This window comes from Streptomyces hesseae (assembly GCF_031845785.1).
In the GTDB taxonomy this organism is placed as follows: domain Bacteria; phylum Actinomycetota; class Actinomycetes; order Streptomycetales; family Streptomycetaceae; genus Streptomyces; species Streptomyces hesseae.
Genome location: NZ_JAVRFI010000003.1, coordinates 229,965 through 244,863 on the forward strand (window position 1 = coordinate 229,965; position 14,899 = coordinate 244,863).

General features: G+C 72.7%; 12 protein-coding genes. 6 read left to right on the forward strand and 6 right to left on the reverse strand.

Annotated elements, in window-relative coordinates; all coding sequences use genetic code 11:
- Window positions 1-13: 13 nt before the first annotated feature.
- Entirely contained in the window at window positions 14-1,651 is a 1,638-nt protein-coding gene (locus tag RM609_RS06965; protein WP_311608819.1) for a FadD3 family acyl-CoA ligase, read from the reverse strand.
- A gap of 111 nt (window positions 1,652-1,762) precedes the next feature.
- Here RM609_RS06965 and RM609_RS06970 point away from each other — a divergent pair, with 111 nt between their 5' ends.
- The 3 genes from RM609_RS06970 to RM609_RS06980 are packed head-to-tail and all read left to right on the forward strand — an operon-like array spanning window position 1,763 to window position 4,158.
- Window positions 1,763-2,923, forward strand: coding sequence for a lipid-transfer protein (locus tag RM609_RS06970; protein WP_311608821.1), 1,161 nt, complete (start codon window positions 1,763-1,765; stop codon window positions 2,921-2,923).
- 6 nt (window positions 2,924-2,929) lie between these two features.
- A complete protein-coding gene (locus tag RM609_RS06975) occupies window positions 2,930-3,394 on the forward strand; it encodes a Zn-ribbon domain-containing OB-fold protein (protein WP_311608823.1) in 465 nt (154 codons plus the stop codon).
- Window positions 3,391-4,158, forward strand: coding sequence for an enoyl-CoA hydratase/isomerase family protein (locus RM609_RS06980; RefSeq protein WP_311608825.1), 768 nt, complete (start codon window positions 3,391-3,393; stop codon window positions 4,156-4,158). The genes RM609_RS06975 and RM609_RS06980 overlap by 4 nt, the downstream gene beginning before the upstream one ends.
- Window positions 4,159-4,254: 96 nt before the next feature.
- On the opposite strand, the gene afsK is transcribed toward RM609_RS06980, so the two are convergent.
- The gene (afsK, locus tag RM609_RS06985; protein ID WP_311608826.1) at window positions 4,255-6,783 is read right to left on the reverse strand and encodes a protein serine/threonine kinase AfsK; all 2,529 of its coding nucleotides are present in this window, start codon (window positions 6,781-6,783) and stop codon (window positions 4,255-4,257) included.
- 223 nt (window positions 6,784-7,006) lie between these two features.
- Window positions 7,007-7,810: a VOC family protein gene (locus RM609_RS06990; protein WP_311608828.1), complete on the reverse strand. Its 804-nt coding sequence runs from the start codon at window positions 7,808-7,810 to the stop codon at window positions 7,007-7,009.
- Window positions 7,811-8,125: 315 nt separating this feature from the next.
- Here RM609_RS06990 and RM609_RS06995 point away from each other — a divergent pair, with 315 nt between their 5' ends.
- Window positions 8,126-8,773, forward strand: a complete 648-nt coding sequence (locus RM609_RS06995) for a TetR/AcrR family transcriptional regulator (RefSeq protein ID WP_311608829.1) — start codon at window positions 8,126-8,128, stop codon at window positions 8,771-8,773.
- Window positions 8,774-8,990: 217 nt separating this feature from the next.
- Here the strand turns inward: RM609_RS06995 and RM609_RS07000 are convergent, their stop codons facing one another.
- Window positions 8,991-9,476, reverse strand: a complete 486-nt coding sequence (locus tag RM609_RS07000; RefSeq protein ID WP_311608831.1) for a nitroreductase family deazaflavin-dependent oxidoreductase — start codon at window positions 9,474-9,476, stop codon at window positions 8,991-8,993.
- Window positions 9,476-10,783, reverse strand: a complete 1,308-nt coding sequence (locus tag RM609_RS07005) for an acyl-CoA dehydrogenase family protein (protein WP_311608833.1) — start codon at window positions 10,781-10,783, stop codon at window positions 9,476-9,478. The genes RM609_RS07000 and RM609_RS07005 overlap by 1 nt, the downstream gene beginning before the upstream one ends.
- A gap of 98 nt (window positions 10,784-10,881) precedes the next feature.
- Here RM609_RS07005 and RM609_RS07010 point away from each other — a divergent pair, with 98 nt between their 5' ends.
- Entirely contained in the window at window positions 10,882-12,054 is a 1,173-nt protein-coding gene (locus RM609_RS07010; RefSeq protein ID WP_311608835.1) for a thiolase C-terminal domain-containing protein, read from the forward strand.
- Between the two features lie 29 nt (window positions 12,055-12,083).
- On the opposite strand, the gene RM609_RS07015 is transcribed toward RM609_RS07010, so the two are convergent.
- Window positions 12,084-12,515, reverse strand: a complete 432-nt coding sequence (locus RM609_RS07015) for a Zn-ribbon domain-containing OB-fold protein (RefSeq protein ID WP_311608837.1) — start codon at window positions 12,513-12,515, stop codon at window positions 12,084-12,086.
- 124 nt (window positions 12,516-12,639) lie between these two features.
- Between RM609_RS07015 and RM609_RS07020 the strand changes: the two genes are divergently transcribed.
- A complete protein-coding gene (locus RM609_RS07020; protein ID WP_311608839.1) occupies window positions 12,640-14,865 on the forward strand; it encodes an acetate--CoA ligase family protein in 2,226 nt (741 codons plus the stop codon).
- Window positions 14,866-14,899: the final 34 nt, after the last annotated feature.

A 14,899-nucleotide genomic window follows, 5' to 3' on the forward strand; every position in this document is an offset into this window, starting at 1 on the left:
TCTTCCGCCGCCGTCATTCCCGCTCGTCCGCCCGGCGCCGCAGCAGCCCCTTGAGCACTTTCCCGGAGGCATTGCGCGGCAGCTCCCGGACGAACTCCACCTCGCGCGGCACCTTGTAGTTCGCCATCTCACGACGCGCCCAGGCGATCAGCCCGTCCGCCGTGACCACGTCCCCGGGGCCCGCCCGGCGGACCGCGAACGCCTTGCCGACCTCGCCGAGCCGGCCGTCCGGGACACCGACCACCGCGACCTCGGCTATCCCCGGGTGCCGCGCCAGGACCCGCTCGATCTCGGCCGGGTAGGCGTTGAAGCCGCCGACGACGAACATGTCCTTCAGCCGGTCGGTGACCCGCAGATTGCCCCGCGCGTCCAGCACCCCGACGTCGCCGGTGTGCAGCCAGCCGTCGGGGTCGAGGGCCCGCGCCGTGGCGGCGGGGTCCTCGAAGTAGCCGGACATCACCTGATAGCCGCGGACCAGGATCTCCCCGGGCACCCCGGCCGGCCGCGCCCGCCCGTCGGGACCGGCCACCTTGACCTCGGTGCCCGGGACGGCCCGGCCCGAGGTGCCCGCGACGACCTCCGGCGGGTCGCCGCGCCGGCACATCGTGACGACGCCGGTCGCCTCGCTCATCCCGTAGGCGGTGAGCACCGTGGCTATGCCCAGCTCGCCGCGCAGCCGGTCGATCAGCCGCCGGGGCACCATGGCCGCGCCCGTCACCACCACCCGCAGCGACGACAGGTCGTACGCCGCGCGGGCGGGGTGGTCCAGGAGCGACTGGTGGAGCGTCGGCGGCCCCGGCAGGACCGTGATCCGCTCGGCGGCGATCCGTGCCAGCACGGTCTCCGGCGCGAAGACGGGTTGCGGCACCATCGTCGCGCCCCGCATCAGACAGGCGATGACGCCCGCCTTGTAGCCGAAGGTGTGGAAGAACGGGTTGACGATCAGATAGCGGTCTCCTTCCCGCAGCCCGGCCAGCTCGCTCCAGACGGCGAACGTGCGCAGCGTCTGTCCATGGGTGATGACGGCCCCTTTGGGCTCGCCCGTGGTGCCCGAGGTGAAGAGGATGTCCGAGGGCGCCGCAGAGGGTATGGCGTCGGCCCGTGCCCGTACCGTCCGCGCGGGCACACCGTCCCCGGCGGCGAGGAACTCCTTCCACGTACGGAAGCCGACCGGCGCGTCGTCGGCGAGAACGACGACGTCCCGTAGCTGCGGCAACCCGGGCAACGGCCCCCGCCCGGCGCCCGGCGTGCCGAGCCGCTCCCCGTTGGTGGCGCTACGCAGCGCCGCCACGTAGGACGTGCCGAGGAAGGTGCCCGTGACGAAGAGGAGCCGGGCCCGGGTGCGCTCCAGCACCTGAACCGCTTCGGCGCCCTTGAAGCGGGTGTTGACCGGGACCAGCACCGCGCCGGCGCCGACCGCGCCGAGGGCGGCGACGATCCAGTCCAGGCTGTTCGGCGCCCAGATCGCGACCCGGTCGCCCGCCTCCACCCCGGCGGCCACGCACGCGGCGGTGGCGCGCCCGACGCGCTCGCCGAGCTGCCGGTAGGTGATCCGGGTCCGGCCCTCGACCACGGCCTCACGGTCGGCGTACCGCTCGGCGGCCGTCCGGACGAGCCGGGGTATCGAGACGAAATCCAGGTCACCGCGCATCGCACGCCCTCCCCCTGCCGCCCCCGGCTTCGCACCCCACCAGATAGCTGACGCTTCGTCAGATTAGCGATAGCCTTCCGCGCTGTCAGCATCGACAGCACGGAGGCGGCGATGACGGCGACGACGGCAACGCTCAAGGACACCACCGCGATAGTCGGCATCGGCCAGACCCCCTTCGCCCGACAACTTCCCGCATCCGAAAAGACCTTGGCGTGCCACGCCATCCTCGCCGCGCTGGACGACGCGGGCCTCTCCCCCTCCCAGGTGGACGCCTTCGCCTCGTACACCATGGAGACCACCGACGAGGTCGAGATCGCCAAGGCCATCGGCGCCGGGGACGTCACCTTCTTCTCCCGCGTCGGCTACGGCGGGGGCGGCTCCTGCGCGACCGTCGCCCACCTCGCCGCCGCGATCACCACGGGCCAGGCGACCGTCGGCGTCGCCTGGCGCTCCCGCAAGCGCGGCTCCGGCCCCCGCCCCTGGCGGGACACCCGGGCGCAGCTCCCCACCCCGGGGCAGTGGACCCGCCCGTACGGCCTACTGCGCCCCGTGGACGAGATCGCGATGCTCGCCCGCCGCTATATGCACGAGTACGGCGCCACCCGCGACCACTTCTTCGACGTCGCCCTGGCCTGCCGCAACCGCGCCAACCAGAACCCCGCCGCCGTGATGTACGAACGGCCGCTGACCCGCGAGATGTATATGACCTCCCGCTGGATCAGCGAGCCCCTCTGCCTCTTCGACAACTGCCTGGAGACGGACGGAGCCCTGGCCTGCGTCGTCGTGGCCGCCGAACGCGCCCGCGACTGCCGCACCACCCCGGTCTATGTGCACTCCGCCGCCCAGGGGCTGCCGGCCCAGCACCACGGCATGGTCAACTACTGGACCGAGGACCCCCTGTCCGGCCCGTCCTGGACCGCCGCCCGGCAGCTCTGGAAGTCGGCCGACTTCGGGCCCGAGGACGTCCATGTCGCCCAGATCTACGACGCGTTCACCCCGCTGATCCCGCTGTCGCTCGAAGGCTATGGCTTCTGCGGACGCGGAGAGGGCGCGGCCTTCTCGGAGGGCGGCGCGCTCGAACTCGGCGGCCGACTCCCCCTCAACACCGGCGGCGGCGGTCTCAGCGAGGCCTACGTCCATGGCTTCAACCTCATCAACGAAGGGGTCAGACAACTCCGCGGCACCTCCACGGCACAGGTGCCGGGCGCGACGACATGCCTGGTCACGGCAGGCGAGGGCGTCCCCACTTCGGCACTTCTGCTGAGGAGTTGAGTGCTCATGTCCTCCATGATGCAGGGCACCACTGACAACGGCCTGCTGCTGCCCGTCCAGGACGAGGACGGCCGCCCCTTCTGGGAGTTCGCCGCCCGCGGTGAACTGCGCGTCCAGGCCTGCGCGGACTGCCACCGGCTGCGTTTCCCGCCCCGGCCCTGCTGTCCGCGCTGCCAGTCCTTCGCCGTCGAATGGCACCGCGTCTCGGGCCGCGGCCGCGTCTGGTCCTACGTCCTGCCCCACCCGCCACTGCTGCCCGCCTACGCCGAGCAGGCCCCGTACAACGTCGTCGTCGTGGAACTCACCGACGCCCCCGGCATCCGTCTCGTCGGCAATCTCGTCGCCGCGCCGGACGCCGCGCTCGACTCCGTCGACCCGTCCCGGCTGCGGATCGGGGCACCGGTAAGAGTCACCTTCGCCGAGCTCGCGCCCGGGGTGACCGTGCCGCGCTGGCTGCTGGAGCGCCCATGACCGTCCGTACCGAACGCCGCCCGGACGGCGTCGCGCTGGTCACCCTCGACCGGCCCGAGCGGCACAACGCGATCGACCTGGCGACGGCCGCGCGCCTCAAGGAGCTCTGGGCTGAGTTCCGCCACGACGACGCCGTCCGCGCCATCGTGCTGACCGGCGCCGGGGACCGCGCCTTCTGCACGGGCATCGACCGCTCCGCCGACGTCCCGCAGCCAGGCTCCCCGTACTCCCAGGACGACCCCCTGCGCACCGTCGGCCCCAAGGCCGCCGACCTGTGGAAGCCCGTCATAGCGGCGGTGGGCGGCATGGCGTGCGGGGGCGCCTTCTACCTGCTGGGGGAGGCCGAGTTCATCGTCGCCGCCGAGAACGCGACGTTCTTCGACCCGCACACGTCGTATGGGATGGTCAGCGCCTACGAGGCCTCGTACATGGCGCAGCGCATGCCCTTCGGCGAGGCCGCGCGCATGGCCCTGATGGGCACCGCCGAACGCCTCTCGGCACGCCGCGCCCATGAGATCGGCCTGGTCTCGGAACTGACCCCGCCCGGAGAGGCCACGGCAGCGGCCCTGCGCGCGGCGACGGTCATCGCCTCCTACCCCACCGAACCGGTCCAGGGCACGGTCCGCGCCCTGTGGTCGACAAGGGAGCCGACGAGATCCCACACGGACTCCCTGGCACAGCACTTGATAGCGCTGGGCAGCATGGCAGCCTCGGAGCAAGCCAAGCTCTTCACCAGCCGCACCCGGAACTATCGGGTGCGGTAAGTTGCGGGCAATCGTCCCGCAGGGCGGGACGGGTGGGCGCAACCCGACAACGGACCCGCACCCGCCCCGGGGGGGGGGGGGGGCACAACCGGCGCGTCAGCGCCGAACGTGCCCCGTCCCCTTCCCCGCGTCCAACGCATAAACGCACCGGTCCTTGCTGCACGCGTAGACGACCCCGCCCGCCGCCACCGGCGACCCCGTGATCTCCCCGCCCGTGGCGAGCTTCCAGCGCAGCTGGCCCCCGGCCGCGTCCACCGTGTAGAGACAGTGGTCGGCGGAGCCGAAGTGCACCCGGCCGTCGGCGACGACGGGCGTGCCGATGATGTCGCCGCCCGCCGCGAAGCGCCACTTCGGCGTGCCCGTGACCGCGTCCAGCGTGTAGAGCGCGCCGCCGCTGCCCAGGTGGACCGATCCCCCGGAGACCAGCACCGGCTCCGTGGACTGCCGGGACTCCGTGGCGATGCGCCAGCGGTCGCGGCCGGTGGCCGCGTCCAGGGCGTAGACGGTGCCCAGGTAGTCGGCGATGTAGACGCCCCCGCCGGTCACGGCGGGGCCGGGGGCGAAGGCGGGCGGGCTCAGGAAGACCGCGGGGGCCTCGAAGCGCCAGCGCACATCCCCCCGGGCCACATCGATGGCGAGCACCCGCGTGCCGGCCGCGACATAGACGACGCCGTCCGGGGCGGGCAGCAGCCGCACGGGCACACCGCCGCACGAGGCCGCGTCGCCCACGGGGTACGACCAGCGCTCCGCGCCCGTACGGGCCTCGAGCGCGCGCAGCCGCGCGTCGGACCAGACGTACACCGTGCCGTCGTGGACGAACGGCCCGCAGTCGGGGGTCTCGAAGTCGGCCTGGGCGCCGTTCATCTCCCACAGGAGTTCGCCGTTGGCGGCCTCCCACGCCTGGACTCCCCCGCCGCGCGTGCCGGTGACGATCGTGCCCCGGTCGGCCTTGAGGGAGTAGACCCAGCCGTCCGTGGACAGCCGCCACCGCTCCGTGCCGTCGGAGGCGTCGAGCGCGTACAGCGTCGGCCCGTCGGAGGCGTGTATGCGGCCGTCGGCGACGGCCATCGCCCAGGCCACGTCCCGGGTCTTGAACTGCCGCCGTCCACTGGCCACATCGAGCGCGTGCACCTCGAACGACGTGACGTACAGCAGGTCGCCGGAGACGACGGGGGTGCCCCAGACGTCGTTCGACATCCGGAACCGCCACGGCCGCCAGCGGCCCTGCTCCGCCTGCGCGGTGGCCCCGCCGTCGGGGGCTGCGGGCGCGGCCACCGGGGGCTGGCTGGGGACGACCGCTGCCGACGCGCCGGCCGGGGGCCGGACCCATCCGGTGGTGGCGCCGGCGCCGGTGCCCGCGTGCGGGTCCCGGGCGTCGGCGACCCTCGGACCCGGGCCGATCGGCACCTGCGACCCGGCCAGCCGCACGGCCCCCTCGGAAGCGGAGGGCGCGCCGGCGTGGCGGCCGTGCGCGACGGCTCCGGCGCCGGCCACGGGCCTGACGCTGTGCGGTCCGCTGAGCCCGCCGCGCGGGTCGGGCGTGCCCGTACCCGCGTGCCCGTCGCTCCAGCCGGGGGCGCTATGGCCGCCGGGGCCGCTGTGGCCACCGGGGCCGCCGTGCGGCTCGTAGGCGGCCACGGGCTCCGGTGCCGGGGGCTGGGCGGGCCGGGGCGGGACGGCCGGACGGGAGCGGCCGGACGCGCCCGCGTCCTTCGCGGAGGGGCGGTGGCCCGCGCGGCGCTGCTCGATCAGGGTGACGGCGTTGTCGGGCAGCCAGGCCGAGGCCGTGCCGCTGTCGTCGCCCCCGCCGGAGGCGAACAGATGGGGGGCGAGCTGCGACTGGAGGTCGGCGGGGCTCGGCCGGTTCTCGGCGGCCATCTGCATACAGGAGTCGATCAGGGGCCGGAGCTCGTCCGGCAGCCCGCTCAGGTCGGGCCCCTCCCTGAGCAGCATGAACACGGTCTCGACCGGGTTGACGCCATGGAAGGGGGCGTGCCCGGTCGCCGCGAAGACCAGGGTGGAACCGAGGGAGAAGATGTCGCTGGCCCCGGTGACGCTACGGGAGTCGCGCGCCTGCTCGGGCGACATGTACGCGGGCGTGCCGACGGCGACGTTGGTCATGGTCAGCCGGGTGTTGGAGACACCCGAGGCGATGCCGAAGTCGATGACCCTCGGCCCGTCCTCCACCACGAGCACGTTCGACGGCTTGAGGTCCCGGTGGACGAGCCCGGCGCCATGGATGGACTGGAGCGCCTCCGCGATGCCCGCGGCCAGCCAGCGCACCGCCTGGGCCGGCAGCGGCCCGCACTCGGTGATGATCTCCTCGAGCGAGGGGGCGGGGACGTAGGCGGTGGCCAGCCAGGGCACGGCGGCCCTGGGGTCGGCGTCGACGACGGCGGCGGTGTAGAAACCGCTGACCGCACGGGCCGCTTCCACCTCACGGGTGAATCGGACACGGAAGAGCTGGTCCTCCGCGAGCTCCGTACGCACCGTCTTGATCGCCACCCGCCGGCCGGACGCCGAGCGGGCGAGATAGACCAGCCCCATGCCGCCGGCACCGAGTCGGCCGAGCACCTCGAACGGGCCGATCCGTCTCGGGTCGTGCTGCGTAAGCTGCTCCACCACTGACCTGCCACCTCCCCGTGGGGGCTTGAAGGGTTTCAAGCCCCGTGCAGCGTCTCTCCGCGAAATTATCCCGGGGTACGCGCCCCTAGATTCTTCCTGGCGAAGCCCTCGGTTGCGAACCCGGGGCGCGCTTCGCCGTGTCTCCGCCATATGGGGCCATATGCCGCGCCATGCGGAACGACCCCTCTCACCTGCTGCTCAGTAGTTCTCGCGCACCCGTCGGCTACCCCTGTCCCTGGTGCGCGACGTCGATCACGGCGAAGTCGGCCCCCTGGTCGTCGGCGAGGACGGCGAACCGTCCGTACGGCGTGTCCTGCGGCTCCCTGCGCACCCGCCCGTGCAGCCGGAGCGCCTCGCGCACCACCGCGTCGCAGTCCTCGACGACGAAGTAGGCGAGGAAGTGGGCGGGCATCTCCCGCGGGAACCGCTCGTCCATGACGGCTCTGCCCGCGACCGCGTTCTCCGGGGTGCCCGGGACCCCGGCGGGCGTCCAGACGGCGAAGTCGATGCCCGCCTCCTCGCTCACGTCATGCGTGGTGAAACCGAAGACCGCCTCGTAGAAGGGGTCGACCGCCGGGGCGTCCCAGGTGTACACCTCGGCCCAGCCGTACGAGCCCGGCTCGCCGCGCTTCTCGAAGCCCCGGTGACTGCCGGCCTCCCAGACGCCGAAGGCGGCACCGCCGGGATCGGCGGCCATCAGCATCGTGCCGAACGGGCCGATGGACATCGGGCCCATGAAGATCTGCCCGCCCGCCGCCCTGATCCGGTCCGCCGTGGTCGCCACGTCGGGGGAGGCGAAATAGATCGACCAGGCCGTCGGGAACCGGCCGTCCGGCTTGGGAGCCAGCGCGGCCACGTTCTTTCCGTCGTGGAATGCCTGGGTGTAGTGCCCGTACTCGCCCCCGCTGTCCTCGAATGTCCAGCCGAGAAGTCCGCCGTAGAAGCGCTTGCCCGCTTCGACATCTGAGAGCATGGCGTCAGCCCAGCACGGCGCGCCTTCCCGGAATCCTTCCGTGGCTGCGCTCATGGTGCGGCTCCTTCCGCGCGCGGTCGGGTTCCGCGCGGGCGGGCGAGACGTCTGCTACGCGGAGTGTTCTCGCAGCCACGGTAGAGGCAGATCGAGGATCTCGCGCGGCCTGTGGATAACCGGAAATCGGAGCCGTCGGCTTCCCCGTCCACAGCTTGTTGATAGGACAATTCACCGGTACGGGCCAATCCGGTCCGGCTCTCCCGTCACCCCTTCCAACACCGTCTGACCTGCGATTACATACCTCCGCGCACCCCTGCCCCCATTTGCATGCGGCCGAATCGCGCTCCGATCACCCCTCGGTAAGCTGACGGCATGACAGGACAAGTACGCACCGTCGACGGCCGCGTGGCCGGTCGGCGCGGTCAGGCGACGCGGCAGAAGCTGCTCGACTGCCTCAGCGAAATGCTCAGCTCCTCGCCCTACCGCGATGTCAAGGTCATCGATGTCGCCCGCCGGGCCGGGACTTCTCCGGCGACCTTCTACCAGTACTTCCCCGACGTCGAGGGCGCCGTCCTCGAAATCGCCGAGGAAATGGCGAAGGAAGGCGCGAGTCTCACCGATCTCGTCGCCGGCCGTTCCTGGGTCGGCAAGTCCGGCTGGCAGGCGGCCGAGGAACTTGTCGACGGTTTCCTCGGTTTCTGGCGCAAACACGACGCGATCCTGCGCGTCGTGGACCTGGGCGCGGCCGAGGGCGACAAGCGGTTCTACAAGATCCGCATGAAGATCCTCAACGCCGTCACCAACTCCCTGACGGACTCCGTCAAGGAGCTCCAGTCCAAGGGCAAGGTGGACAAGGACCTCAACCCCGCGGCCGTCGCGGGCTCGCTCGTCGCCATGCTCGCCGCGGTGGCCTCGCACCAGAAGGGCTTCCAGAGCTGGGGAGTCAAGCAGGCCGAGCTCAAGCCGAACCTCGCGCTCATCGTCCATCTGGGCATCACCGGCAAGAAGCCGACCAAGTAGCGATTGCGCGCGCCACCACGTCCGACGCGGCCACCCGGCCCGTCCGCGTGCCGCGTTCCACCGCCGCGCTCCCGCGCCGTGCCGGCACCTCGAACGTGCCAGCGCGTCAGGGACGCCCGTCCTTCGCACGTCCTGTCATCGTCGCGGCGGGGCCGCCCGGGCCGTCGAGCCCGGGCGGCCCCGCCGTGCCGCATTCCGGCGAAGGGCCCAGGCGGCGCTATCGCCGTTCCAGCCGGAAGAGCCGGATCTCCCGTTCCACGCGTTCCTGGTAGCGCGCGTACGGCGGCCAGAACCTCACCACCGCCGCCCACATCGCCTCCCGCTCCGCGCCCTTCAGCAGCCGCGCGTCCACCGGGACGTCCTGCCCCTTCCAGCTGATCACGGCGTCCGGGTGCTTCATCAGGTTCGCCGACCAGGCGGGATGCCCGGGGCGGCCGAAGTTGCTGCCGACGAGGACCCAGGCGCCGACCGTTCCGTCCTCACCCCTCAGGGGCATGCACGCGAGCGGTGCCCTGCGGGGCAGACCGCTCTTCGCGCCGGTGGAGGTCAGCAGACAGCCCGGCAGCAGACGTGTACTCAACAGCACCCTGCCGCCCGTCAGCCGGTGCACCGCGCGATCGAGTGACGGAACGACATACGGAGCGAATCGCGCGAACGACCGGGTCGAGGAGATTCTCTGTACGAGGCGTTCGACCGTCGCCATCACAGCACCACCGTTTCCCTCTCCCCCGGAGCACCAAACGGACCCGTCGTGTCGAACAGCCCGGCCGTCCCGGCCGCCCGGGCCCGCAGCCGGTCCACCGGGCCGAACAGCAACTCGTCCGACGTCGCTCGTTTGAAGTACAGCTGTGCCTCGTGCTCCCAGGTCACCCCGATGCCTCCGTGCAGCTGCACGGCCTCGCCGGCGACCTTCCGGGCGGTCTCCAGGGCCTGCGCGAGCGCGAGACCGGCCGCCGCGGGCCGCCCGGACCACGCCGCGTAGTACGCCGCCGAACGGGCGGCCTGCACAGCGACGTACAGGTCCGCCAGCCGGTGCTTGACCGCCTGGAAGGAGCCGATCGGCCTGCCGAACTGCTCCCGCACGCGCGCGTACCCGACCGTTCGCTCCAGTGCCCGGTCCGCCGCCCCCACCGCCTCGGCCGCGAGGACGGCCGCCACACCGGCGCCCACCTCGGCCGGCTCCCCCCGCACTCGGGAACCGGGCAGCCCGAGCGGCTCCGCCTCGGTGTCCCTGAGCTCGATACGGGCCTGGGGACGCGTCTCGTCCAGCGAGGTCAGCCTGGTCCGCGTCACCCCGGAGGCCGTCCCGGGCCGTACGACGAAGAGCAGGGTGCGGGCGTCGGCATAGCCTCCCGTGCGCGCGGCGATCAGCAGCAGCCCCGCGCTGTGGCCGTCGAGCACCTGGCGGGCCTCCCCGTAGAGCCGCCAGCCGTCGCCGGAGCGCCGGGCCTGCACTCCGCCCGACCGACCGCCGCCCGCCCAGTCGCCGCCCCACGGCCAGTCGCCGCCCCACGACCGGTCGCTGTTCCGCGATCGTCCGCTGTCCCCCGACCGGTCGACGCCACCCGGCCCGGTCAGCCCGAGCGTGCCCGGGACGGTCAGCCCGAGCGCGTCCGGCAGCGTGCCACGGGGGACGGCGAGTGTCCCGGTCAGCTCGCCGGACACCAGACGCGGGAGCAGGTCGTTCCGCTGCTCCGGCGTGCCCAGGGCGGCGATCAGGGGGGCGGTCACGGCGGACGTGGCCAGCAGGGGCGAGGGCAGGAGCACCCGCCCGGTCTCCTCGCAGGCCAGGGCCAGCTCCAGCAGGCCGCAGCCGGCCCCTCCGTACCGCCGCTCGACGGCCAGACCGGGCAGTCCCGGCCGCTCGGCGAGCCGCCGCCACAGGTCCGTGTCATGACCGGCCGGCGTCAGCACCGCCGCCCTGACCGCGTCCATGCCCGCATGCTTGGCCAGCACCTCGCGCAACGTACGGCGGATCTCTTCCTGTTCGTCACTGAACGCGGCGTCCATCGACAGAGCCACCTCCTGACTGACGGAGCGTCATATTAGGGAGATCCGCCCCGCTTTCCCAGACCGCGCCCACGTGTATCTGATGTACCGTCAGTTCCATGACTCCAGGCACGCGCAAGGTCGCTGTCGTCGGCGTCGCCCTCTCGGACTGCGGTCGCCTCGACGCGGTCACGCCCTACGCACTCCACGCCCAGGCCGCCCGCCGCGCCCTCGACGACTCCGGGCTCGACAGATCCGTGATCGACGGCTTCGCCTCCGCCGGGCTCGGCACGCTCGCGCCCGTCGAGGTCGCGGAATACCTGGGGCTGCGGCCCTCCTGGGTGGACTCGACCTCGGTCGGCGGGGCGACCTGGGAGGTCATGGCCGCGCACGCCGTCGACGCCATCGCCCAGGGGCACGCCGAGGCCGTGCTCCTGGTCTACGGCTCCACCGCCCGCGCCGACGTCAAGGCCGGCCGGCGCACTGCCGCCCTGTCCTTCGGCACCCGCGGCCCGGCCCAGTTCGAGGCACCGTACGGGCACACCCTCATCGCCAAGTACGCGATGGCCGCCCGCCGCCATATGCACCAGTACGGCACCACCCTGGAACAGTTGGCGGACATCGCCGTTCAAACCCGCGCCAACGCCTTTCACAACCCGTACGCCCTGTACCGCTCCCCCCTCACGGTCGACGACGTCCTCGGCGGCCCGATGGTCGCCGACCCCTTCACCACGTTGCACTGCTGCGTACGTTCCGACGGAGGCTGCGCCGTCCTGCTGGCCGCCGAGGAGTACGTACCGGACACGGCGAAGCCGCCGGTGTGGGTGCTGGGCACCGGAACCGCCGTCTCGCACGCGACGATGTCCGCCTGGGAGGACTTCACCGTCACCCCGGCCGCGCTCTCCGGCCGGAAGGCCTTCGCACGGGCGGGCGTCACACCCCAGGAGATCGAGGTGGCGGAGCTCTACGACGCCTTCACCTATATGACCCTCGTGACCTTGGAGGACCTGGGCTTCTGCGCCAAGGGCGAGGGCGGCGCGTTCGCGGCGAAGGGCAGGCTGACCACTGACGGCGAGCTGCCCGTCAACACGGACGGCGGCGGCCTCTCCGCCTGCCACCCCGGCATGCGCGGCCTGTTCCTCCTGGTCGAGGCCGTACGGCAGCTGCGCGGCGAGGCGGAGGAGGGCCGCCAGGTGCGCAGGGCCCACGGCCGCCTTCCCCGGCTCGCCGTCGCCTCCGGGACGGGGGGCTGGTTCTGCTCGTCAGGGACGGTCGTCCTCGGCCGCGACTGACGCGCCCGTGCCCGTGCCCGGCCAACGGGCTACCCGCCCGCCCCCTCCGGCCGGAAGACCGGCACCACCACTCCGGTATCGGGCAGGCGCCGGTAGGCGACTCTCAGCCGCATGCCGATCCTCAGCTCCCCCTCGGGGCAGTCGATCATCTCGGTCGTCATGCGCGGCCCCTCGTCCAGGTCGACCACGGCGGCCGTGTACGGCAGGCGCGAGCCGAAGGGCGGGAGGTCGTTCCGGTGGACGACGGACCAGGTATAGAGCGTCGCACCCCCGCCTGCCTCCTCCCAGCCGGCGTCCGCGCTCCAGCAATACGGACAGAACTCCCGTGGGTAGTGGTGCGCCCGTCCGCACCCGGGGGCACGGCAGCGGCGTATCAGCAGCCGCCCTTCGGCCGCGGCGTCCCAGTAGGGGCGCGTGAAGTCGTCGATCTCCGGCACGTCGGCCCTGGTCGGTCGCGTCAAGGGGCCCTCCTCCCCGCTCCGTTTCCGATCGTTTCGGCGCACACCCTGTTCCTGATGAACCATCAGCTCAGTAATCTGACTTACCGTCAGCTTATCGGCCATTGAGCAGGAGTGGGCGAGAACGATGCTCGGATCGACTCACGGCACCCTCACCACCACCTCCCGTCCCGCCCGGGTGGCGGCCTGCGGCCGGCACCCGGGCCCTGCTGTCCATGGCACGACCGCCACCGCCGAGGACACCGACGTCAGCGGACGCCCTCTCTCCTCGGACGTCCCCGACCTCGACCGGCTCTTCCGACCGGAGACCATGGCCGTCATCGGCGCCTCCGAGACCGAGGGCAGGCCCAACACCGCCATCACCCGGCAGCTCATTGACTGGGCCGAGCGCGTCGGCGCCCGCGTCCACCCCGTTCACCCCACCCGTACGACCGTGTTCGGCCTCCCCTGCCACGCCTCCGTCCGCGACCTCCCCGAGCGGATCGACCTCGCCGTCCTGCTCGTCGGCGACCCGGTCCCCGTACTCGAGGAACTCAAGGAGATCCGGGCCGGGTTCGCCGTCGTCTTCGCCTCCGGCTTCGCCGAGACGGGCGCCGAGGGTGCCACCGCCCAGGCCCGGCTCACCGCCGCGCTCCAGGGCACCGGCACCCGCCTGCTCGGCCCGAACACCAACCTGAACGCCTTCGAGCGCTTCCGCGACGACCTCGACGGCCCCGCCATCGCCCTGATCACCCAGTCAGGCCACCAGGGCCGGCCGGTCTTCGCCCTCCAGGAACTGGGCATCCGGCTCTCGCACTGGGCGCCGACCGGCAACGAAGCGGATCTGGAATGCGCCGACTTCCTCTCCTACTTCGCCACCCGGCCCGAGGTCGGGGCCGTCGCCGCCTATGTGGAAGGCCTCAAGGACGGCCGCGCGTTCCTGCTCGCCGCCGACCGGGCCGCCCGCCACAAGGTGCCCGTGGTCATGGTCAAGGTCGGCCGGACCGAGACGGGCGCCCGCACCGCCGCCACCCACACCGGCAAGCTCACCGGCGCGGACGACGTGGTGGACGCGGCCATGCGGCAGTACGGCGTGATCCGCGTGAACGGCCTGGACGAGCTCCAGGACACCGCGGCCCTGCTCGCCCGCGCCCGCCCGCCCCGCGCCCAGGGCGTCGCCGTGTATTCGATCTCCGGTGGCACGGGAGCCCACTTCGCGGACCTCGCCTCCGCGGCCGGCCTCGACCTCCCCGTCCTGTCCGCCGGGAAGCAGAGCGAGCTCCACCAGTGGATCCCCGACTACCTGAGCGTGGCCAACCCCGTCGACAACGGCGGCCACCCGGTCGGCGACTGGCGTGGCCGGAAGATCATCGACGCGATCCTCGCCGACCCGTCCATCGGTGTGCTCGTCTGCCCGATCACCGGCCCCTTCCCGCCCCTGAGCGACCGCCTCGCACGGGACCTCGTGGACGCGGCGGAGAAGACCGACAAACTCGTGTGCGTGGTGTGGGGTTCGCCCGTCGGCACCGAGAACGCCTATCGCACCACCCTCCTCGGCTCCTCGCGCGTGGCCACCTTCCGCACGTTCGCCAACTGCGTCACCGCCGTCCGCGCCTACCTCGACCACCACCGCTTCACCAGCGGCTACCGCTCCCCCTTCGACGACGCCCCGCGCACCCTGTCCCCGTCCGCCCGCAAGGCGCGGGCACTGCTGCGCCCGGGCGAGCAGCTGAGCGAGCACGCGGCGAAGCAGCTCCTGCGCGCGTACGGCATACGCGTACCCCGGGAACAGCTGGTGACCAGCGCCGCCGCGGCCGTCCGGGCGGCCGGCCAGATCGGCTATCCCGTGGTCATGAAGGCCTCGGGGCCGCGGCTCGCCCACAAGTCGGAGCTCGGTCTGGTGCGGATCGGGCTGACCTCGGCCAGTCAGGTCCGCGACACCTACCGGGAGCTGACCGAGATCGCCCGCTACGAGGAACTGCCGCTGGACGGGGTGCTCGTCTGCCAACTCGTCGGCCAAGGTGTCGAGATGACCGTCGGCATCACGCACGACTCCCTCTTCGGCCCCACCGTGACGGTGGGCCTGGGCGGCGTCCTGGTGGAGGTCCTGGACGACACCGCCGTACGCGTGCCGCCGTTCGGCGAGGACCACGCGCGGGCGATGCTCGGCGAACTGCGCGGACGCGCCCTGCTGGACGGCGTCCGAGGGGCTCCCCCGACCGATGTGGACGCCCTTGTCGAGACCGTTCTGCGCGTCCAGCGCATGGCCCTGGAGCTGGGCAACGGCCTCGCCGGGCTGGACATCAACCCGCTCGTGGTGCTGGAGCGCGGCCAGGGCGCCGTGGCTCTCGACGCGCTGACCGTCTGCCGCTGAGGCACCGGGCACACCCGCCGCACCCCGCGCGGCC